The following is a 21,650-nucleotide window of genomic DNA, read 5'->3' on the forward strand; positions in this document are numbered from 1 at the left end:
CAGGCATCCCGAAGCGCCCCGGAGTCCGTGCCCGAAGAGGCAGGAGAGACCCGGTGGCCACCGACGCAGCCGCAGTGTCAGCCCCTTCCGCCGAACCGGCCGAACGGGCCGCCATGCGGCGCGCCGTCGAACTCGCCGCCCGTGGCCTCGGATCCACCAGCCCGAACCCCGTCGTGGGCTGTGTCGTACTCAACTCCGAGGGCTATCCCGTGGGCGAGGGCTGGCACCAGCGCGCCGGCGGACCGCACGCGGAGATCCACGCACTCGCCGAGGCGGGCGACGACGCACGCGGCGGCACCGCCGTCGTCACCCTCGAACCCTGCGACCGGACCGGCCGTACGGGACCGTGCTCGAAGGCGCTCATCGAAGCGGGCATCGCCCGGGTCGTCTACGCCGTCGCCGACCCTTCGGCACCCGGCGGCGCACGGCGGCTGGCCGAGGCCGGAATCGACGTCGTGCGGGGGCTGCTGGCAGACGAGGCCGCCGCGGGCAACGCCGCATGGCTGACATCGGTGCGGCTCGGGCGCCCCTACGTCGTATGGAAGTACGCCGCCACACTCGACGGGCGCGTCGCGGCGGCCGACGGCTCCAGCCGCTGGATCACCTCCGAGGAGGCACGTGCCGACGTGCACCGGCTGCGGGCCCGTACCGACGCGGTGCTCGTCGGCTCCGGCACAGCACGAGCCGACCGGCCGCATCTCGCCGTGCGAGGCGTGCCCGGCGCGGTGCAGCCGCTGCGCGTGGTGATCGACACCGAGGCCGCGGTGGTACGGCCCGGAGCACGCGTACTGGACGGCGCCGCACCCACGCTCGTGGCCGTCGCCGAGGACGCCGGGGCACACGAACTCGAAGGCGCTGCGGAGCTGTTGAGGCTGCCGCGCGCCGCGGGCGGCGGGCCGGGCGTGGATCTGACCGCGCTGCTGGAGGAGCTTTACGCGCGGGAGGTCCGTTCCGTGCTGCTGGAGGGCGGCCCGACGCTGGCAGGCGCGTTCGTGCGTGCGGGAGCCGTCGACGAGGTCATCGGCTACATCGCACCCGTACTGCTGGGCGCCGGGCCCGCCGCGCTCGGGGACGCCGGAATCGCCGCGATCACGCAGGCGTTGCGGCTGAAGGTGACCGAAACCGCCCGGCTCGGACCGGACTTGCGCATCACTGCGGTGCCCGCGGAGTCCGTACGGGCCGGGGCGACCGGAGCAGCAGCCGCGACCACCGCCGCCGAGGTCACGGCGGGAGGCGCCACCGCGGTCAGATCTGCCTCTGCGTCCGCCCCCGGGCCCCACGCCATCACCACGAGTACCGCCAAAGCAGCCAACACCGCTGTCACCGAGGAGTCCTGAGTGTTCACCGGAATCGTCGAAGAGCTGGGCGAGGTCGTCGCAGTGGAGGAACTGCCGGGCGCGGCACGCCTCCGGCTGCGCGGCCCCCGCGTCACCGAGGGAGTGCGGCACGGCGACTCCATCGCCGTCAACGGCGTCTGCCTCACCGTCGTCGAGTCGTCGGACGGCGAGTTCACCGCGGACGTCATCGGCGAGACGCTCGCACGCTCCAGCCTCGGCGCACTCACCGTCGGCTCCCGGGTCAATCTCGAACGCCCGATGGCGCTGGGCGGCAGGCTCGACGGCCACCTCGTACAGGGCCATGTCGACGGCACGGGCACCATCGCCGAGCGGACCGCGGACGGCACGGTACGCGTCCAACTGCCCCCGGGGCTGGCCAAGTACATCGTCGAGAAGGGGTCCATCACGGTCGACGGTGTCAGCCTCACCGTCGTCGAGGCGGGCGACGCCCACTTCACCGTCAGCCTGATCCCCACCACGCTGGAGCTGACCACCCTCGGTGTCAAAAACGCCGGCGACCCGGTCAATCTGGAGGTCGACGTCCTCGCCAAGTACGTGGAGCGGCTGCTGACGCACGACGGCAGGGAAGCGGTCCGGTGAGCGTCATCGCCCTGCTCGACGACGAGGCGTTCACGGCCTTCGGCCAGCACGTCATCTACTCCGACCTCCTCGGCAACGTCATCGGCCTGGCCGCTCTCGCGCTGGGCTGGCGCCGCTCCGTACTCACCTGGCCCGTGCAGGTGCTGGCCGGGGTCGTCCTCGTCTGCGCCTACTACTCGGCCCAACTGGCGGGCGGAGTCGGCAAGCAGCTCCTGGTCATCGCTGTCGCGCTGTGGGGCTGGTGGCAGTGGCGCCGCGGCAACCGCACCGCCGAGGACGGCGCGATCACGGTCCGCTTCGCGACCATGCGGGAGCGCGCCGTGCTGCTGACGGGCACCGCACTGGGGACCCTCGCCGTCGGCGGGCTCTTCACGCTCGTGCCGAAGCTGTCGTGGAACCCCTGGCCGGACGCGTACATCTTCGTCGGCACGCTCGCCGCGATGACGGCTCAGGCACGCGGACTCGTGGAGTTCTGGTTCGCGTGGCTGCTGGTCGACGTCGTCGGCGTACCGCTGGCCTTCAGCAGCGGGCTCGCGTTCTCCGGCCTGGTGTATGTCGTCTACCTCGGTCTCGTGCTGTGGGGCATGCGCAGTTGGTGGCTGAGGACCCGTACCGCCGCACCAGCGGTGTCCGCTCGACCGGACTCCGCCGTCGAAGGAGCACGACCATGAACGGGCCCGGCAGTGCCGCCGGGCCGCTGCCCGGCACGACCGGCCCCCAGGGGCCGCACCGAGGAGGCGCAGCGATGAGCGCAGCCACCCCAGCCGCTACGGCCGCAGCCACTACGGCCGCTCCGGTCACCGGGTCCGTCCCGGCGCCCGGCGACTACGAACCGCGACGCGGCTCCGAACTGGAGCGCAGCCCCGACGACTTCACCCTCGACACCGTCGAGCGCGCCATAGCCGACGTGGCCCTCGGCCGTCCCGTCGTCGTCGTCGACGACGAGAACCGGGAGAACGAGGGCGACCTGATCGTCGCCGCCGAGCGGATCACCCCCGAGATCGTCGCCTTCATGATGAGCGAGTGCCGGGGACTGATCTGCACGCCCATGGAGGCCGCCGACCTCGACCGGCTCGACCTGCCGCAGATGGTCGAGCACAACTCCGAGGCCATGGGGACGGCCTTCACCGTCTCCGTCGACGGCGCCGCCCGCCATGGGATCACCACCGGCATCTCCGCCGCCGACCGCGCCGCCACCATCCGGCTGCTGGCCGACCCGGAGACGGCGCCGCCGGACTTCGTACGGCCCGGACACGTCTTCCCGCTGCGTGCCAAGCCGGGCGGCGTCCTGACCCGCGCAGGGCACACCGAGGCCGGGGTCGACCTGGCGCGGCTGGCCGGACTGCGGCCCGCCGCCGCCATCGTCGAGATCGCAGCCGAGGACGGCACGATGCTGCGGCTGCCCGAACTGCTGCCGTTCGCCCGCAAGCACGGCCTCGCGGTGATCTCCATCGAGGATCTCGTCGCCTACCGCAGGGCACGCCCCGAACGCCAGGGCGAGGCCCGTCCCGGGGAACCGGCCCCCGTGCGGTCTGAGGGGCAGTCCGCCGAGTCCGGCGCCCTTCCCGGCGCCCTTCCCGGCGCACAGCCTGTCGCGCACGCTGCCGAGCAGTCCGCCGGTCCGGTCGTACGACGTGAGGCCGTCACGCGACTGCCCACGCGCCACGGCGAGTTCCGCGCCTACGGCTACCGCTCGACGGCCGACGGCGTCGAACACATCGCCCTGGTCGCAGGCGACGTCACGGCGGGCGAAGGCGAGGACGTGCTGGTACGTGTGCACTCCGAGTGCCTCACCGGCGACGTCTTCGGATCGCTGCGCTGCGACTGCGGCACACAGCTCGACGCCGCCCTGGAGCGGGTGCAGTCCGAGGGGCGCGGCGTGGTGGTGTATCTGCGCGGGCACGAGGGCCGCGGCATCGGGCTGCTGTCCAAGCTGCGCGCGTACGAGCTGCAAGAGCGCGGCCGCGACACCCTCGACGCCAACCTCGAACTGGGCCTGCCCGCCGACGCCCGCGACTACGAGGCCGCCGCGCGCATCCTCGCCGACCTGGGCGTACGCTCCCTGCGGCTGATGACCAACAACCCGGAGAAGTCCGAGGCGATGGTCCGCCACGGGCTGCGGGTCGAGGAGCGCGTGGCGATGCCCGTGGTGGCGGGCGAGCACAACCTGCGCTATCTGCGCACCAAGCGGGACCGCATGGGCCACGAACTCCCGTCGCTGGAGGCCCGGGAGACCTCGCCGTGCGGAAGCCAGTGACACCGGGCGCGTCCCGCCGCCGCGACGACGTGCGGCCCACGCGCACAACTACCGGCACGAACAGAATGAACAGAACAAGCAGCACAGACAGCACACACGGTGCGAAAAACGGCACGACAGCGAACCGGAACGAGGAGCGAGCAACGTGAGCGGCAAGGGCGCCCCCGAAGTGTCCGTCGAGGACGTCGAGAACTGCGGCGATCTGCGAGTGGCGGTGGTCGCCGCACAGTGGCACCGGCCCGTCATGGACGGGCTCGTAGCAGGCGCCATGCGCGCCGCACAGGAGCTGGGCACCGGCGAGCCGACCCTGCTGCGCGTCCCCGGCAGCTTCGAACTGCCCGTGGCCGCCGGGGTCCTCGCGCGCTCCGGCTACGACGCGGTCGTCGCACTCGGCGTGGTCATCCGCGGCGGTACGCCGCACTTCGACTACGTGTGCCAGGGCGTCACCCAGGGCCTGACGCAAGTCGGCGTCGAGACCGGCGTCCCCATCGGCTTCGGCGTGCTCACCTGCGACGACGAGCAGCAGGCCCTCGACCGTGCCGGGCTTGCGGACTCCGTGGAGGACAAGGGCCACGAGGCGCTGACGGCCGCCGTCGCGACCGCCGCCGCGCTGCGCACGGTGGCCGTCCGAGCGGCACGACCCGCGCGTGTGGGGCCCCGGACCGCCACGTAGAGTTGGGAACACCATGGCGAACAAGACATTCGAGGAGCTCTTCGCCGAGCTCCAGCAAAAGGCCGCCACAGGCGACCCCATCACCTCGCGCACGGCGGAACTGGCCGCGCAGGGCGTGCACTCCATCGGCAAGAAGATCGTCGAGGAGGCCGCCGAGGTGTGGATGGCCGCCGAGTACGAGGGGGACGAGCGCACTGCCGAGGAGATCTCGCAGCTCCTCTACCACCTTCAGGTCATGATGATCGCCCGCGGAGTCTCCCTGGAAGACGTATACGCTCATCTGTGACCCCGCCCGGTGACCCCGCCCGGTGACACTGCCCAGTGATCCTGCACAGTGGCTCCGTGCCCGTGAGTCAAGCCGTGGACCGCCCTCTCACCTCACTGCTCACGCCCCCGCCTCGAAGCCCTTCTCCAAGTCGTCTTCCAGGCCCCGCACGCCTCTTGAGCCCGAACCGCACACCCACGCAAAGGAAGACCGCACCATGCTGCGCATCGCCGTCCCCAACAAGGGTTCTCTCTCCGAGCCTGCGGCGGAGATGCTCCATGAGGCCGGATACAAGCAGCGCAAGGACCGCCGTGAACTGGTTCTGACCGACACCGAGAACGACGTCGAGTTCTTCTTCCTGCGGCCCCGTGACATCGCGGTCTACGTCGGTTCCGGCAAGCTCGACATCGGCATCACCGGACGGGACCTGCTGCTGGACTCCGGCGCACAGGCCGAGGAGATCCTCCAACTCGGCTTCGCCGGCTCCACGTTCCGCTACGCCACACGCCCCGGCACCGCCACCGACGTACGCGACTTCGGCGGCATGACCGTCGCCACGTCCTTCTCCGGCATCGTCAGCAGGCACCTCGCGGAACACGGCGTGGACGCCTCCGTGGTCCACCTGGACGGCGCCGTGGAGACGGCCGTCCAGCTCGGCGTGGCCGAAGTCGTCGCCGACGTCGTGGAGACCGGAAGCACCCTGCGCAACGCGGGACTTGAGATCGTCAGCGAGCCGATCCTGCACTCCGAGGCCGTCGTGGTGCGCGGCACCGACGCCCCGGACGACGACCCCAAGGTCCGCCAGTTCCTCCGCCGCATGCAGGGCGTCCTCGTAGCCCGCCGCTACGTGATGATGGACTACGACATCCGCGCCGAGCACCTGGAGCAGGCCGTCGCCCTCACTCCCGGTCTGGAGTCGCCCACCGTGTCGCCGCTGCACGACCAGGGCTGGGTCGCCGTACGCTCCATGGTCCGTACGAAGGAGGCGCAGCGCATCATGGACGACCTCTACGAACTGGGCGCCCGCGCCATCCTCACCACCGGCATCCACGCCTGCCGACTGTGATCGGCAGTGCCACCGCGAGGAGCGTCCCCATGACCCCACCGCCCGACGTGCCCGTCACGTTCCGCCCGGCCCGCACCCGCGCGGTCCTCATCACCGTCGGCGTCGCGGTGTTCGCCGTGCTCACGCTCATCGGGCTGATCCTGCCGGTGACGGGCGCGGGGCAGCGGGCGGCGTTCGTGGTGACGGGCCTGCTCTTCCTCGGCGTACTTCTGCTGCTGTCGCGTCCGCATGTGACCGCCGACGAAAGCGGAGTCACCGTGGTCAACCTGACGACCCGCCGCCGCCTCGAATGGGCGGAGGTGGTGTGCGTCAACCTCCGCCAGGGCGACCCCTGGGTCAGCCTCGACCTCGCCGACGGAACGAGCCTGCCCGCCATGGGAATTCAGCCGGGGATCGCCAAGGAGCGGGCCGTCGCCGACGCGACGGCGCTTCGTGCGCTGGCGGAGCGGTACGGCACGGGGGAGACGGTGCGCTGATGCGCTGACGCTGACGCCCCCCGCACACGCATTGAACGGTGCCGCGCCACACCGGCCCGCAGCGGTGGCTCGCTCACGAACTCCGCGCGGCCCGCCGCCCGGTGCGCGGACACGCCCCGGCACCGGGCCGTCACAGCCCGCTGAGCAGGCCCGTGCGGAATGGACTCGTCCGCCGGCTGCCTCTGCCGTACGCCGCACGGACGTGTTTACTCTGGTCGGAACGGCGCATCCCGCCGCCTCCCGTCCGCGACCCCGATCGGCAACCCGCCACAACGCAATCCGCAACCGACCCGAGGAGTGACCCCCGTCAGAGATGGACGGATCGTCCTGTAGTACCTGCGCTGTGTCCCCCGGCCACTGGGGAGACACAGCATGACCCTTTCGCTCCTGCTCCTCTCCGCCGCGTTCGTACTGGTCCTCGCCAACGGCTTCTTCGTCGCCGCCGAGTTCGGCCTCGTCACCGTCGAACGCCCCGAGGCGGAACGGGCCGCCGCCGAAGGCGACCGCCGCGCCCGCGCCGTCACCGCGGCCCTGCGCGAACTCTCCTTCCAGCTCTCCGGCACACAGCTCGGCATCACCCTCACCTCCCTCGTCGTCGGCATGCTCTGCGAACCCGCCCTGGCCCGGCTGCTGAGCGGGCCCTTGACGTCGACCGGCCTGCCCGAGGGCGCCGTGCCCGGTACGGCCGTCACCGTCGGGATGTTCGTGGCCTCCGCCGTGCAGATGGTCGTCGGCGAACTGGTGCCCAAGAACTGGGCGGTGTCACGGCCGCTGGCCGTCGCCCGCTTCGTCGCGGGCCCGCAGCGGCTCTTCTCCGGCGCGTTCCGGCCCGTCATCGGGCTGCTCAACGCCCTCGCCAACCGCATCGTCCGCGCCTTCGGCGTGCAGCCCGCCGAGGAGCTGGCCTCGGCCCGCACACCCGCCGAACTCGTCTCCCTCGCCCGGCACTCCGCGCGTGCCGGGGCCATCGAGGAGGACACCGCGGACCTCTTCGTACGGACCCTGTCCCTCGCGGGACTGACCGCGCAGCACGTGATGACACCGCGGGTGCGGGTCAGCGCGCTACAGTCCGGCGCCACCGCGGAGGACGTCGTCAACCTCACCCGCGCGACCGGGCTTTCACGCTTCCCCGTCTGCCGTGAACGGCTCGACGAGATCATCGGTACCGCCCACCTGAAGGACGCCCTCGCCGTTCCCGCCCATGAGCGACTGCGTACCCCCGTGGACGACATCACCGCGCCCGCGCTGCTCGTACCGGAGACGCTGCCCGTCCAGCCGCTGCTGGAGCGGCTGCGCAGGGAGGCGCCCATCGCCGTCGTCGTCGACGAGTACGGCGGCACCGCGGGCGTGGTCACCCTGGAGGACATCGTCGAGGAACTCGTCGGCGAGGTACGCGACGAGCACGACGGCGACGACGTGCCCGTGCTCGCCCCCGCGGCCCCCGACTCCGAAGGCCGCCCCGCCTGGGACGCCGACGGCGGCTGCCGCGTCGACCTGCTGCGCCGCATCGGCCTCCACGCCCCGGACGGCCCCTACGAGACGGTCGCCGGCCTGGTCGCCGACCGCCTCGGACGCATTCCCGCACCCGGCGACACCGCGCATCTGCCCGGCGGCCCCGGCGAGCCGGGCTGGCAGCTGCGGGTGCGTCTGGTCGACCACCACCGCGCCGAACGCGTCCGCATCGTACGTACGGGGGAGAGCGCACGCGCCGCGCTGCCGCCGCAGACGAGCCCCGCGGCCGGACCGGGCGTCGAACTCGCCGCACAGTCCGGGCGGTTGGAGACCGTGCCGGCGGAGAGGAGTCCGCGGTGAGCGCCCTCCAACTGCTGTTCGCCGCCCTTCTCGTGCTCGCCAACGGCTTCTTCGTCGGCGCCGAGTTCGCCCTCGTCTCCGTGCGCCGCAGCCAGATCGAACCGCTGGCCGCGGCCGGATCGGCACGCGCCCGCCGGGTCCTGGACGGGCTGGAGAGCCTGCCGCAGATGATGGCTGCGGCGCAGTTCGGCATCACCGTGTGCTCGCTGACGCTGGGCGCCGTGGCCGAACCGACCATCGCCAGGCTGCTGGAGCCGCTGTTCGACGTGGTGCGGCTGCCGGAGGCGCTGATCCACCCCGTCGGCTACGTGGTGGCGCTCGCCGTCGTCGTCGCCGCCCACCTCGTCATCGGCGAGATGGTGCCGAAGAACCTGGCGATGGCGGCGCCGGAACGCACCGCCCTGTGGCTCAGCCCCGCCCTGGTGGCCTTCGCCCGGCTGTGCCGCCCGGTGACGGCGGCGCTCGGAAGCTGCTCCAAGCTCGTACTGCGGCTCTTCCACGTGGAACCCAAGGACGAGGTCGAGGCGGCCTTCACCAGCGAACAGCTCACCGGCCTCCTCGCCGACTCCCGGCAGGCGGGGCTGCTGGACCACGAGGAGCACGAACGCCTCTCCGACGCGCTCGAACTCGGCACCCGCCCCCTGACGGACGTGCTGCTGGCGCCCGGATCGCTGGTGACCGTGGGGCCCGGCGTCACACCCCGGCAGGTCGAGGAGCTGACCGTCAGCACCGGCTACTCGCGCTTCCCCATCCGTGCGTCCGACGGCGCGTTCATGGGCTATCTCCATGTGAAGGACATACTCGACCTCAGCGACGACGCCGACGCCCGCGACAGCGCCGTACCGCAGCACCTCTGGCGCTCCATGACGACGCTGCGTGCCGAACTGCCCCTGGACGACGCGCTCGCGGCGATGCGCGGCGCCGCCTCGCATCTCGCCGCCGTCGCGGACGCCTCGGGACGGGTGCTGGGCCTCGCGGCACTCGAGGACGTACTGGAGATGCTCGTCGGCGAAGTCCACGACCCGGCACACGAGTCGGCGGGCGCCCCGCCGAGGCAGCGCAGCGGCGGCTCGCCCGTACCGGCGGCACCAGGCGCGGCGGACGAACAGACAGCCGACGAACAGACAGCCGACGAACAGACAGGCCGTGAACAGGCAGCCGGTGAACAGGCAGTGAGAGAAGGGGAGTCGGGCGGACGCTCGGCGCGGGACGGCGGGCCGCGTCAGCCGCACGAGCCGGACGAACCCGAGCAGCCCGTCAGGACAGCGGAGGCGGCGGATCGAGGCGCGGACCGTCCGGACCCCGTCCGGAGAGCACCTCACCGTACGCCTGCATGAGGTCGGGAAGCCGGAGCGTGGCGAGGTCGTCCCGCGTGGGGGTGCCCGGATAGCCGGAGAGACGCAGATCGCGGTAGGCGCAGCTCTTCTCGTAAAGGGTGCGCAGGAAGCGGCCGTTGCCCAGCTCGTCGACCCAGCCCTGGTCGACGACGTGGCCGCTGATGCTGCGCATCTCCTCCAGCGCCTCCTCGTCCCACTTGTCGCCGTTCTCCGCCGCGAGCACCTCGCCGATCGCGGTCAGCTCCAGCGGCCGGTAGCTGGGGAAGTCGACACGGGTGGTGAAGCGCGAGGAGAGGCCGGGGTTGGCGGCCAGGAGGCGGTCCATGCCCTCCCGGTAGCCGGCGAGGATCACCACGAGCTGGTCCCGGTTGTCCTCCGCGCGCTTCAGCAGCACCTGAAGTGCCTCGTCGCCGTACGCATCGCCCTTGCTGTAGCCGGAGTTGGACAGCGCGTACGCCTCGTCCACGAAGAGCACACCGCCGAGTGCCGAGTCGATCAGCTCATTGGCCTTCACCGCCGTCTGGCCGAGGAACTCTCCTACGAGATCGGCCCGTTGGGCCTCCACGAGATGGTCGCCGCCCAGCAGGCCCAGCGCGTAGAACGCCCGGCCGAGTATGCGAGCCACGGTCGTCTTGCCCGTACCGGAAGGCCCTGAGAAGACGAAGTGCCGCTTCGGGGGCTGAACCGGCAGGCCCTGCGCCGCACGCAGCCGCGCCATGTGGAGCTGCGCCGACAGCGCACGCACCTGCCGCTTGACCGGCTCCAGACCCACCATCCGCTCCAGCTCGTCGAGGGCCTGAGCGAGCAGTACGGGATCGGACGGACCCGTCAGCACACGGTCGGCGCCGGAGCTGCCCGTGTGCGGCACCATGCGGTCCCGCACGGCGTCGGAGTCGACCCGCACCGGCTCCGCAGGATCGCCCGAGTCCTCAAGGCGCAGCGCGTCGGCGCCGGGATCGACGTCGGGGTCGGCGCCCTCGGCCGGGTCGGGCATCACATCGGGACCGCCGAAGGCGTCGAGGCCGTCGATGCCGGAGGACGCCGAGGGGGCCGTGCCGGAGCCCGCGCCCGGCCCCGGACCGGCGCCGGGGGAGTCCCCCGCGGACTGATCGGCGGCGTCCATGCCGCCCTCGTACGAAGCGGAACCGTCCAGGCCGTCCAGCCCGTCCTGAGCCCTGCGCCCACCGGCGCCCGCCCCCGTGTCGCTGCCGGCGAGGGAGATGGCCGTGGCCAGGTCGCCGTTGTCGCCCAGGCCGTCGCCGTCGGCGATGGTGGTCAGCCTCGCGGCCGTGTCCATGAACGCCGGGTCGATGCGGTGCACCGCGCGGTACAGCGGCAGGGCCGCCGCGCTGCGCCCCGTGCCCTCGCGGGCGCGGGCGAGCCAGTAGCGCAGCTCCTTGCGCTGCGGCTGCTCGCTGCGGCAGCGCATCAGCGCCGCCGCCAGCAGCGGCTCCGCCTGCCCGTACATCTCCAGCCGCACTCGTGCCATCCCCGCGAACAGCCCTGCCTCTATGCCCAGCAGGGCGTCGTCGACGAGGGGTTCGGTGTGCGCCACGAGGCGCTCCCAGTCCTTGGCGAGATACGCGCGGCACGCGTGCAGGAACCGTACCTGCGGATCGGTCTCCACCGGCGGGCAGTCCGCCAGCGCCCTGTCCAGCTCCGCCACATGGCGCCCGTCGAGCCAGTGCGACGCGTGCGCCAGCAGCAGATCGCGTTCGCTCTCCAGCACCGGCTGCACCCACCAGCCCAGCCAGTACCAGGAGTTGAGGTTGCGGTCGTGGCGTGCGCGCTGCTCGCCGAAGCGCTGGCGGTTGTGGTACATGCGCAGCAGGGCCGTCGCCGTGTCCGCGCGCAGCGCGTGCAGGCCCAGCCAGCCGTCGGCCATTCCGGGGTCGAGCCGCACGGCCGCGTGGAACTCCTCCTCGGCCTGGGCGTACTGGCCGACCGTGTAGGCGTCTACGCCGCGCAGCCAGGCGAGGTCGGCAGGTGTGTGCAGATGCGGGCCGCCCTGCCTGCCGTAATCCATCACGTCCCCCACGAAACGTCCCCCGTCATCCGCCGACGGCCCGCCCGCTCAGTCCCCGGGGACCCTGCGCCCCGGAGCCCCGGCGCCGGGCAGCCGGATGAGGCAGCGGGACGACGAACGTCCGTACTCCGGGCGGGAATTGAGGCTCGTTGACCCTGGTTTGCCCGATGACCCGCGCCCCTACGCATCGTACCTGCGAGGTCGTCGCGGGCGAACGGTGGTGCACGGGGTGCGGAAGGTGCCGCGAGGGCGACGTCGGCCCGGTCCGCGCACGGTCACATACGGTGAACGACACCGCAAGGGGATCTTGGAGACGGGGACGCGGGCAGAACGAAGCCCCCGATCACGGGGGAACAACCGGGGGCTTCGCGTCTGCGGGCGACCTGTACAGACCGCCTGTTGGAAAAGTAATTCCTGTGAGGTCCCCGGGTCAAGCGGCCCCGGCGGACGGCCACGAGAAGGAACTTCAAAGATCCCCAACGGGTCACCGAGCGTGAGGAGTTGGGACTGTCAGCGGCCTCCCGCGGGCCCCTTGCGCACCTCGTATCCCAGCTCTCCCCGACGCACCACGAAATTCGCGAATGAATACGAGGAGTCCTCCGCGAAATGCGTCATCTCGGCGTGCGTCCAGGTGTCCCAGAATTCGGCGAGTACGGGCCCGTCCCGCAGCCGCCCGCGGTGCCAGGAGTCCTCGGCGGCCATGTCCATCCACAGCAGACAGGCCAGATGCGGACGCAGCGCCCGCCTGCCCGCCCCGACCCCCTCCACGAGTACGACGGGCGCGGGCGGCAGCGACGCCGCCGACTCCGGTTCCGGGGGGAAGCGGGCACGGTGCCAGTCGTAGGGCGTGTAGCGGGCGGTGCGCCCCTGCGAGAGGGGGCGCAGGACCTGCTCGGTGAGCCGGGGAACCCAGCCGAAGAAGGTCTCGTGGCTGGCGAGATCGTCAAGGTGCAGTACGGGGGCGCCGCCGAGGGTGCCGGAGAGCCGTGCGGCGAACGTGGTCTTGCCCGAGCCCGCGTGGCCGTCGACGGCGATCAGCCGCACGGGGCCGCACGACGGGGGCAGGGCGCGCAGTGTCGCGGCGAGACCGTCCAGGGCGCCGGGACCGGCGAGCCCGTCGGATGCTCCGCCTTCGCCGGCAGGGGACGGCGACGCGTGCGGGACTGACGAGGGGTCGGGGACCACGGGGCTGCGGGAGGTTCCGGAGGCCCGGGAAGCGCGACTCGGGGAACCTCCGGCCCCGCACCCGCCCGCGCCGGAACTCCCTTGCCCAGAACCGGAATCGCTCGAACTCCCCACGGCCGTGGAAGGACGTGGGGAACCGGAGGGACCGGTCGAGCGGCGGGGCCTGGACACCGGACCAGCCTACGGTTCCCCCGCCCGGCGCCCGCCCCCCTGCGATGTCAGTGGTCCACGCCAATATTGGTGTGTGCGTCGAAGCCGGACTCCTGGCCGACCGGGCGCCGTAGCGGGGATAGTGGCACCCTGACGCGTACCTGCCGCATGGGAACCGAGGTTGAGGGATCTATGGGATCTATGGCCATGAACGACAGACCCGCCACGCGCCGTACCGTACTGGCCGCCGCCGTCGCCACGGCGGCCATGGCGGCAGCCTCGCCCGCGTCCGCCGCGGAGCGCGCCGCCAGGTCCGGTGCGGGAAGCGCGAAGTCGAAGGTCTCGCTGCACAGCTGGAACTCCCGTCGTGACTGGGCGTCGGGCGAGGCCGAGGGCACACGCGTCACCGGAGGGGCCCGTCCCGCCGTCGTCTTCGGCACTCCGCAGGGCACCACGCGCTACAAGGACCCGCACACAGGCGAGAGCGCCACCTGGGAGTACGCCACGTGGACCTCGCCGGTGCAGCCCGCGGGCGTCGCCGCGGGCGAGATCATCACCTCGTGGAACGCACACACCCCCAAGGGCACCTGGCTGCGCGTCGAACTCCAGGGCCGCTACTCCGACGGCAAGAAATCGCCCTGGTACACGATGGGCGTATGGACCGCCGGCGACGGCAAGGACGTGCCGCGGCGCACCTCCGTCGACGACCAGAGCGACGGCAAGTCCAGCGTGTGGACCGACACCCTCGCCATCGACAAGCTCGACAGCGGCCTGCGGCTGACCGCGTACCAGGTGCGTCTGACACTCCACCGGGCGCTGGCGAGCGGCGCCGAGCCCGCCGTGTGGCGGCTGAGCGCGATGGCCTCGGACGTTCCCGACCGCTTCGAGGTCCCGGCGTCGAAGCCCGGTCCGGGCCGCGGCGTCGAGCTGAAGGTGCCGCGCTACTCCCAGGAAGTCCACAAGGGGCAGTACCCCGAGTACGACGGCGGAGGAGAGGCGTGGTGCAGCCCCACCTCGTCGCAGATGATCCTGGAGTACTGGGGCCGTAAGCCGACGAAGGAGGACCTGGAGTGGGTCGACCCCGACTTCGCCGACCCGCAGGTCTGCCACGCCGCCCGCTACACCTTCGACTACCAGTACGAGGGGTGCGGCAACTGGCCGTTCAACGCCGCCTATGCGGCCACCTACCGCGACATGGAGTCGGTCGTCACCCGGCTCGGCAGCCTGACCGACGTGGAGCGGCTGGTGGCGGCGGGCATCCCCGTCATCACCTCGCAGTCGTTCATCGAGTCCGAGCTGGACGGCGCGGGTTACGGCACGGCCGGGCATCTGATGACCGTCATCGGCTTCACCGAGGACGGTGACGTCATCGCCAACGACCCCGCCTCGAAGGACAACGACGCGGTACGCCACGTCTACAAGCGCCGCCAGTGGGAGAACATCTGGCTGCGCACCAAGCGCAAGGACGAGGACGGCAAGGTCAAGTCCGGTACGGGCGGCGTGTGTTACCTGTACTTCCCGAGGGACGTCTCGGACGCACAGCGCCGGGTGCTGCGCACCCTGGGCGTCGACTGAGCGGATGCCCTGCCGCCTTCGGCGGCGGCGGGCAGGTGCGGTCACGGCGGTTGTGCCCCGTCCATGGACTTCGTGGACGGGGCACGGCCCGGCCGGGGGTGAGCGCACTGCCGTACCCGGATCGCATTCCCTATTCCACGCGCCCGGTCTTGCCCGGCCTTCGGTGTGGGCAGTTCTGTGAACCCCTTTTCGTGAGCGCAATACTTGCGGGGCGGTCGGCGCTGGGGGAGTATGCGTCGCCGGAAGGCGGGGGAACGGCTCGCGGCCTGAGAAACCGGGGAAAGGGACCTGATGACCAATCCATTCGACGACGAGAACGGCTTGTTCTATGTGCTCGTCAACGACGAACGGCAGAATTCCCTGTGGCCTTCGTTCGCCGATGTGCCCGAGGGCTGGACGATCGCCTTCGGTGAGGACAGCCGCCAGGCCTGCCTGGATTACGTCGAGGAGAACTGGACGGACATGCGGCCCGCGCACCTGGTGAACGAGGGCCGCTGAACGAGCCGCACCTGACGGGGCCGCCGGGCGAAGCGCCCGAGCGGCCGGGGGCGTGCCCGACGTCCGTACGGCGGGTTCATCCGGCTGGTATCGCCGTCACTGCCTGGGCGTTTCCCGCATCGGGCGGGGGAGCGGCCCAGGCATTTCCGTGTCCGCCCATGCGCCTGCCGGTCTGCCGGGCCGTCGGACCGCCGCGTCACCGCCCGCCCCTCGCGCCGCCGTGAGTGGTCTCCACCAAAGAAGGCGGCGCGACCGGTCGCCACGGACCGCCCGTCCGCCGTCTCCAAGCCCGGAACATTGGATTCCGCCAGGCTTGCCCGTCCTTAATCCGGGCAGAGCGTCCATACTCGGGCCACTCCGCTGAAAAATCGCCCAGAGACACCCACTCCAGCGTCATCGCCGATACGGGGTAAATCGACGAACCGTTGAATGGGCCACCTTTCACGACCCCTTCACGAAGAGCCTGCTTTTCGAATTCATCTCTTCTCCCGGTGAAGGTCGGCGCTGTAGCATCCCGAGCGACCAGAAAAACGGGGAGGACGCGTGACGTCTCAAGCCGGGGGAAGCGGCGTATTTCCGGTGGCAGTTCGGAGTGCCGCCTGGCATGTTCCCGAGTCCTCGCTGGACGTGCCCGAACTGCCCGAGCTGGCGTCTCTCGGTGAGAGCGAGCGGCGCACCTGTCTCGCGCTGGGCATCGAGTCCGTAAGGGCCGACGACTCCCTGAACCCGGCGGCACTCGGCGAACTCGCGGCACGTGAGGCGCTAGAGCGCGCCGGGCTCCCCGCACGCGACCTGGGCGGGCTGATCGTCGTGGAGCCGCGCGCCCCGGAGACACTGCTCAGCTCGGAGGCGACCCGCTTGCAGCATCTGCTGGGCGCCGAGCGGGCGGTCACGTTCTCGGTGGGCGGCCTGGGCTGCGTCTCGATCACTCCCGCGTTGCTCGCGGCACGCGGACTGCTGTGCGCCGACCGGGACTTGGGCGACGTGCTCGTCGTACACGGAAGCAAACCGGCCGGCCCGGGACGCTACCGCCACCCCGTGACGGTGAACGGCGACGGCGGCCAGGCACTGCTGCTGTCCGCCTGCGCACCCGGGCGGCACGGCGGTCCGGATGCCGCGGTTCCCAGGGACGCGGGCGCCGGGAGCATGGGCACCTCTTCCGCGCCCGTCCCCGTGAGGCTGCTGGACATCGTCCAGGAGACCAACGGCGAGCACTGGGACCTCTTCCACGTCGAGTACCGGGACCGCCCCACCGGCGAGTGGCGGGAGGCGTGCCGCGACACCACCACCTACTCCTTCCGGCTGGCGATGGAGAGCCGCAGCAGGCTGTCGGGCCTGCTGGAGGGGCTGCTGGAGCGCAACGGCCTCAAGCCGGGAGACGTACGCGGCTACGTCAGCCAGAACCTGTCGGCGGCGGGCTTCACCTTCACCGAGGAGTCCCTGGGCATCCGGCTCATGGAGGTCTGCCGCGACAACCTGCGGCGCCTGGGACACCTGGGCCCCAACGACGTGTTCCTCAACCTCTACACGGCCATCGAACGAGGCGAGCTGTCCGAGGGGGACCACGCCGTGCTGATCAACGTGAGCCCGGTGGCGGCCTGGAGCGTGCTGCTCGTCGGCATCGGGACCCACGCCGAGACGGGAGCGCACGCACAGTGAACGACATCACCCGGGAGATCACCGACTTCCTCTCCGCCGCGCTGCGGCAGCAAGTCGGGCCGGACGACGACTACTTCGCGCTCGGCCTCGTCGACTCGCTGTTCGCGCTGGAACTGGTGACCTTCGTGGAGAGCCGCTTCTCCCTGACCGTCGAGGTCGAGGACCTCGACCTGGAGAGCTTCCGCACGGCCGATCGCATCACCCGCTTCGTGCTGAGCAAGACCGGGGCGCCCGAATACACCGAGACCCCGTGAACCCCACGACATCAGCGACCCGGCCGAACGCAGGCTCCGGCAAGGTGAGTCCGCCCGGCTCGCCGCTCGTCGCCGAAGCCGCGCGGTTCGCGGCGGAGATGCGGGACCGCGCCGCCGGCTGGGACCGCGAGGGCCGACTGCCGCAGGCCGTACGCAAGGAGGTCGCCGCCGCGGGCCTGCTCGCCGCGGACCTTCCCGAGGAGTACGGCGGGTCGGGACTCACGCCCGCCGAACTCGGGGAGATCTGCGCGCACTTGGGCAGCGTGTGCAGCGCGCTGCGCGGCCTGGTGACGGTGCAGGGCATGGTCGCCGCGGCCTTGCGCCGCTGGGGTACGAAGCAGCAGCGCGCACGGTGGCTGCCCCGGCTCGCGTCAGGTGAGCTGACCGCGGGCCTCGCCGCCACGGAGGAGGCCGCGGGCAGCGCACTGGCCGGTGTCGCCACAAGCATCGAGGACGTAGCCGACGGCGAGCATGTGACCGTCAGCGGACACAAGAAGTGGATCACTTTCGGGCAGGTCGCGGATCTGCTGCTGGTGCTCGCACAGCACGGCGGCAGACCTGCCGCCGTCCTCGTGGAGACCGACCGGGACGGCGTCAGCCGGGAACCGGTGGACGGCCAGCTGGGCATGCGCGCCGCCCGTATCGCACACGTCCGGCTCGAAGAGGTCCGCGTGCCGCGAGGCAATCTCGTCGCCCCCGCCGGGCTGGGCCTCTCCCATGTCGCCGCCGCGGCACTCGACCACGGGCGGTTCACCGTGGCGTGGGGGTGCGTCGGCATGGCCGAGGCGTGCGTCGAGGACGCCGCCGCACACGCCGCGGGCCGCAGGCAGCAGGGCGTCGCACTCGCCGACCACCAGTCGGTGCGGGCACTGCTGGCGCGGGCCGCGGTCGAGACCGCCGGAGCACGTGAACTCGCCCTGCGCGCGGCCGAGTTCCGCGCCTCGGGAGCGACGGGCGCGGTGACGGAGACGATCGTCGCCAAGTACGCCGCCGCTGCCGCAGCCGCGTCCGCGAGCAGCAGCGCCGTGCAGATCCTCGGTTCGGCCGGCTGCGAGCCCGGCAGCCGTGCCGGACGGCACTTCAGGGACGCCAAGATCATGGAGATCATCGAAGGAGCGCAGCAGGTGGCCGAACTCCACATCGCGGAGCAGTTGCTGCGCCGCCACGCCGGTCGAGCCGTGCCCGGAGGCCAGGCCGCCGCTCAGGCCGCTCCTCGGGGCACGGCGCAGACCTCGGAGCGGACTTCGGGACAGGCGCCGGAGGTGCGGTCATGACCGCCGCCGGGGAAGCGCACGGGCCCGTCGTCAAGTGCCTCGTCTGGGACCTGGACGACACCCTGTGGGACGGGGTGGTCCTGGAGGGCGACGAGCCCGAACCGTTCCCCGGAGCGCTGAAGACCCTGCGCGTGCTCGACGAGCGGGGCATCGTGCACGCGGCCGCGAGCCGCGGCGAGTACGCCCTCACCGAGCGCCATCTCGACCGGCACGGACTGGAGGAGTGGTTCTGCGACGTGCAGGTCGGCTGGGGCGTCAAGTCCGACGCGGTGCGCCGCATCGCCGAGACGCTCAACATAGGTCTCGACACCGTGGCCTTCGTCGACAACGACCCCGTGGAGCGCGCGGAGGTCTCCTCCGCGCTGCCGACGGTGCGCTGCTATCCGGCCGAACAGGCGGGCGCGCTGCCCGATCTCGCCGAATTCCAGCCGGGGTTCACCACCGGCGAGGCGGGAAGGCGACGGCAGCTCTACCGTACGGAGCGGCGACGCAGGGCGGCCGAGGAGGAGTTCGACAGGGACGGCAAGGACCGGCGGGCCTTCCTCGCCTCCCTGGAGCTGGAGATGACCGTAAGGGACGCCACCGAGGACGATCTGGCGCGGGCCAGTGAACTGACCGTACGGACACACCAGTTGAACACCTCCGGCGTGACCTACGACGCGGACGAGCTGCGGCGGCTCACGGCTTCGCCCGGCCACCGGGTGCGGGTCGCCGAACTGCGCGACCGCTTCGGCGACTACGGGATCATCGGCCTCGCCGTCACCGAACTCACCGCCGCCGACGCCGTGCTGCGGCTGATGCTGATGTCGTGCCGGGTCGCCTCCCGGGGCGTGGGCACGGTGCTCCTGGACCATCTGGTCCGCGAGGCGGTCGACGGCGGACGCCGCCCCGTCGCTCACTTCGTACCCACCGAGGCCAACCGCAACATGCTGGTGACGCTGCGCTTCGCGGGCTTCGCGCCGGTCGAGGACGGCACGGGCCCACAGGGCACAGACGGCGATGCCGGTGGTGGCCGGCCGGGCGGTGCGGGCGGCCCCGCCGCACCCGTCGTCCTCGCCTTCGATCCGCAGCGGCTGGGCCCGCGGCGGCACGGCCACGTCCGAGTCGTCAGCGGTACGGACTGAGGGGGCCACGGTGAAGTACGACTCCACGGACAGGCCCGGCACAGACCCGCAGCCCGGCGAAGGCACCCGGGGCGACGCGGCCCCGGGAGAGCAGGCGGACTCCGCCACGTCCGCCTCCCTGCTGACGAGGTTCCGCCGGCAGGCCGCCCGCACGCCCGCCACGACGGCACTGATCGTCGGAGGAGCGGAAGTCACCTACCGTGAACTCGACCTGGCCTCCGCGGCGTTGGCCGACCGGCTCCGCCGCAGGGGAGCGGGCCCCGGACGCGTCGTATGCATCCGGCTGGAACAGAACGCCCTCGCCGTCACCGCCATGCTCGCCGCCCTGCGCACCGGCGCGGCCTGGGCCGTGGTGGAACCGGACCAGCCCAACGGGCGGCTGCGGGCGCTGCTCGCCGACACCGACTGCGCGGTGGTCGTCGTCTCCGGCCCCGATCCGGCGCTGGCGGAGCTGCCGGAGGGCACCACGGCCTATGACGTCGCGGGCCTCGGCATACGCGAACTCGCCGCCGAGGGCGAGCAGTCGACGAGCACCGGCGCTCGCGGCCCCGGTGACGCCGACGTCCCCGAGACCGCGCCCGCGTACATCGTCTGCACGTCGGGCTCCACCGGCACCCCCAAGGGAGTGCTCGTCAGCCGGGGCCAGCTCGCCACGTCCATCAGCCCCAGAGAGTGGGTCTACGGCTCGGGGCACTCCACGTTCCTGATGGCGATGCGGCTGTCGTTCGACGGGATGCTGGGCGGGATGTTCTGGTCGTTCGCCAACGGCCACACCCTGCTGCTCCCCGACGACAAGCAGCTCCGGCAGGTGCACGAACTGGCCCGGCTGGCGGGCGAGTTCAGCGCCACGCACCTCATCGTCGTCCCGTCCTACTACCGGGCGCTGCTGACGGAGAGCAGGCTGCTGCCCGGCACCCTGCGGCTCGTCGTCGTGGCCGGGGAGCCCTGCACCCAGGACCTGGTACGCCTCCACCACGAGCGGCTGCCGGGGACTCCGCTGGCGAACGAGTACGGCCCGACGGAGACGACGATCTCGTGCACCGTCCAGCCCGGGGTCGACCCGTCCTGGGAACGCGTGCCCATCGGCAGGCCCTGGCGCGGCGCCGAGGCACGTGTGCTGGACGAGCGCCTGCGGGAGGTGCCCCGGGGGGAGCGCGGCGAGCTGTACATCGGCGGCGGGTTCGTCGCCCTCGGCTACGCCGGGCAGCCCGCCAAGACCGCGGAACGGTTCGTGGCCGACCCGTACGGGCCTCCCGGTGCGCGCCTCTACCGCACGGGCGACATCGCCCACGTGGACGCGTCGGGCGCGCTGCACTGCCACGGCAGGACGGACCACCAGGTGAAGATCCGCGGTACGCGTGTCGAACTGGGCGAGACCGAGGCCGTGTTGGAGACCCACCCACGCGTCGGGCAGGCGGTCGTGCTGTACGACACCTCGGCAGCGGAACCCCGGCTCGTGGCGTTCCTCACCCCCGTCACGCCCGGCGATCCGGCACCGGCATGGGCCGAACTGCGCGAGCACTGCGGCGAACACCTCGTGGAACAGGCCGTCCCGGTGCTCTTCCACGCGCTGGAGCGGATGCCGCGCAGCTCCAGCGGCAAGGCGGACCGCAACGCCCTGGCCGCGATGATCGCCCAAGACCCTGCCTCCTTCGAGGCCCAGGCCCCGGTCCCCTTCGAGGCCAGGAGCCCTGCCTCCTCCGAGCAGGACGGGCGGGACGCGCACGGCGGGCACGCGTCCGGTGCCGTCGCGGCGGACCCCGCGGGCCATCTGCGGGCCGTCACCGAGATCTGGGCCGCCGTGCTGGGCCACGGCGAGTCCGGCCCGGACGACAACTTCTTCTCGGTGGGCGGGAGTTCGCTTCGGGTCATCGACCTGCACAAGCGGCTGGAACGGAAATGGCCCGGAGTGCTGCGCGTGGGCGAGCTGTTCGACCTCACCACGATCGCCGCACAGGCCGAGGCGCTGACCGCCCGGCTGGGTGTGCGGACGCGGCGGGACGAACACGTCCCGTCCGCCTACGAGTTGTGACGCAAGGTGCCCGCCGGCCGGGTCGACGATGCGGCGGGAGCGGTGGAGTG

The 21,650-nt window shown here is 72.0% G+C and carries 18 protein-coding genes and 1 pseudogene; 17 read left to right on the plus strand and 2 right to left on the minus strand.

Annotation, left to right across the window (positions count from 1 at the left end; translation table 11 throughout):
* Positions 1–113 precede the first annotated feature (113 nt).
* From ribD to MMA15_RS27165, 10 genes and pseudogenes are all read left to right on the plus strand, one after another.
* Positions 114–1,337 (plus strand): bifunctional diaminohydroxyphosphoribosylaminopyrimidine deaminase/5-amino-6-(5-phosphoribosylamino)uracil reductase RibD, encoded by a 1,224-nt coding sequence (ribD, locus tag MMA15_RS27120; RefSeq protein WP_241063522.1) that lies wholly within the window; start codon positions 114–116, stop codon positions 1,335–1,337.
* Positions 1,338–1,937, plus strand: coding sequence for a riboflavin synthase (locus MMA15_RS27125; protein ID WP_241062797.1), 600 nt, complete (start codon positions 1,338–1,340; stop codon positions 1,935–1,937).
* Complete coding sequence (locus tag MMA15_RS27130; RefSeq protein ID WP_241062798.1) at positions 1,934–2,608, plus strand: nicotinamide mononucleotide transporter family protein; 675 nt, start codon at positions 1,934–1,936, stop codon at positions 2,606–2,608. The genes MMA15_RS27125 and MMA15_RS27130 overlap by 4 nt, the downstream gene beginning before the upstream one ends.
* Positions 2,609–2,682: 74 nt before the next feature.
* Complete coding sequence (gene ribA, locus MMA15_RS27135; protein ID WP_241062799.1) at positions 2,683–4,194, plus strand: GTP cyclohydrolase II; 1,512 nt, start codon at positions 2,683–2,685, stop codon at positions 4,192–4,194.
* Positions 4,195–4,339: 145 nt separating this feature from the next.
* Complete coding sequence (gene ribH / locus MMA15_RS27140; RefSeq protein WP_241062800.1) at positions 4,340–4,867, plus strand: 6,7-dimethyl-8-ribityllumazine synthase; 528 nt, start codon at positions 4,340–4,342, stop codon at positions 4,865–4,867.
* Positions 4,868–4,880: 13 nt separating this feature from the next.
* Positions 4,881–5,153 carry a phosphoribosyl-ATP diphosphatase gene (locus MMA15_RS27145; protein ID WP_241062801.1) on the plus strand — a complete coding sequence of 91 codons (273 nt, stop codon included), beginning with the start codon at positions 4,881–4,883 and terminating at the stop codon, positions 5,151–5,153.
* A 196-nt stretch (positions 5,154–5,349) separates the two neighbouring features.
* A complete protein-coding gene (gene hisG, locus MMA15_RS27150; protein ID WP_241062802.1) occupies positions 5,350–6,198 on the plus strand; it encodes an ATP phosphoribosyltransferase in 849 nt (282 codons plus the stop codon).
* Positions 6,199–6,227: 29 nt separating this feature from the next.
* On the plus strand, positions 6,228–6,674 hold the full coding sequence (locus tag MMA15_RS27155; protein WP_241062803.1) for a PH domain-containing protein: 447 nt from the start codon (positions 6,228–6,230) through the stop codon (positions 6,672–6,674).
* Positions 6,675–7,046: 372 nt separating this feature from the next.
* On the plus strand, positions 7,047–8,486 hold the full coding sequence (locus MMA15_RS27160; RefSeq protein WP_241062804.1) for a hemolysin family protein: 1,440 nt from the start codon (positions 7,047–7,049) through the stop codon (positions 8,484–8,486).
* Positions 8,483–9,538 (plus strand): annotated as a pseudogene (locus MMA15_RS27165) (hemolysin family protein); the annotation flags it as partial. The gene MMA15_RS27160 and the pseudogene MMA15_RS27165, both read left to right, overlap by 4 nt.
* 205 nt (positions 9,539–9,743) lie before the next feature.
* Here the strand turns inward: MMA15_RS27165 and MMA15_RS27170 are convergent.
* Positions 9,744–11,849, minus strand: coding sequence for an AAA family ATPase (locus tag MMA15_RS27170; protein WP_241063524.1), 2,106 nt, complete (start codon positions 11,847–11,849; stop codon positions 9,744–9,746).
* 510 nt (positions 11,850–12,359) lie between these two features.
* The gene (locus tag MMA15_RS27175; RefSeq protein WP_241063526.1) at positions 12,360–12,944 is read right to left on the minus strand and encodes a uridine kinase family protein; all 585 of its coding nucleotides are present in this window, start codon (positions 12,942–12,944) and stop codon (positions 12,360–12,362) included.
* Between the two features lie 447 nt (positions 12,945–13,391).
* On the opposite strand from MMA15_RS27175, the gene MMA15_RS27180 reads away from it, so the two are divergent.
* The 7 genes from MMA15_RS27180 (at position 13,392) to MMA15_RS27210 (ending at position 21,600) form a co-directional block, all read left to right on the plus strand.
* Positions 13,392–14,759, plus strand: a complete 1,368-nt coding sequence (locus tag MMA15_RS27180) for a C39 family peptidase (RefSeq protein WP_241062805.1) — start codon at positions 13,392–13,394, stop codon at positions 14,757–14,759.
* A gap of 291 nt (positions 14,760–15,050) precedes the next feature.
* The gene (locus MMA15_RS27185) at positions 15,051–15,257 is read left to right on the plus strand and encodes an MbtH family protein (RefSeq protein WP_277400599.1); all 207 of its coding nucleotides are present in this window, start codon (positions 15,051–15,053) and stop codon (positions 15,255–15,257) included.
* Between the two features lie 579 nt (positions 15,258–15,836).
* Entirely contained in the window at positions 15,837–16,916 is a 1,080-nt protein-coding gene (locus tag MMA15_RS27190) for a 3-oxoacyl-[acyl-carrier-protein] synthase III C-terminal domain-containing protein (RefSeq protein WP_241062806.1), read from the plus strand.
* Complete coding sequence (locus MMA15_RS27195) at positions 16,913–17,170, plus strand: acyl carrier protein (RefSeq protein ID WP_241062807.1); 258 nt, start codon at positions 16,913–16,915, stop codon at positions 17,168–17,170. Before MMA15_RS27190 ends, MMA15_RS27195 begins: the two co-directional genes overlap by 4 nt.
* Positions 17,171–17,214: 44 nt before the next feature.
* The gene (locus MMA15_RS28370) at positions 17,215–18,444 is read left to right on the plus strand and encodes an acyl-CoA dehydrogenase family protein (RefSeq protein ID WP_241062808.1); all 1,230 of its coding nucleotides are present in this window, start codon (positions 17,215–17,217) and stop codon (positions 18,442–18,444) included.
* Positions 18,441–19,568, plus strand: coding sequence for an HAD-IIIC family phosphatase (locus tag MMA15_RS27205; RefSeq protein ID WP_241062809.1), 1,128 nt, complete (start codon positions 18,441–18,443; stop codon positions 19,566–19,568). Before MMA15_RS28370 ends, MMA15_RS27205 begins: the two co-directional genes overlap by 4 nt.
* Before the next feature lie 10 nt (positions 19,569–19,578).
* Positions 19,579–21,600 carry a non-ribosomal peptide synthetase gene (locus MMA15_RS27210; RefSeq protein ID WP_241062810.1) on the plus strand — a complete coding sequence of 674 codons (2,022 nt, stop codon included), beginning with the start codon at positions 19,579–19,581 and terminating at the stop codon, positions 21,598–21,600.
* Positions 21,601–21,650: the final 50 nt, after the last annotated feature.

This window comes from Streptomyces marispadix, assembly GCF_022524345.1.
Lineage (GTDB): Bacteria > Actinomycetota > Actinomycetes > Streptomycetales > Streptomycetaceae > Streptomyces > Streptomyces marispadix.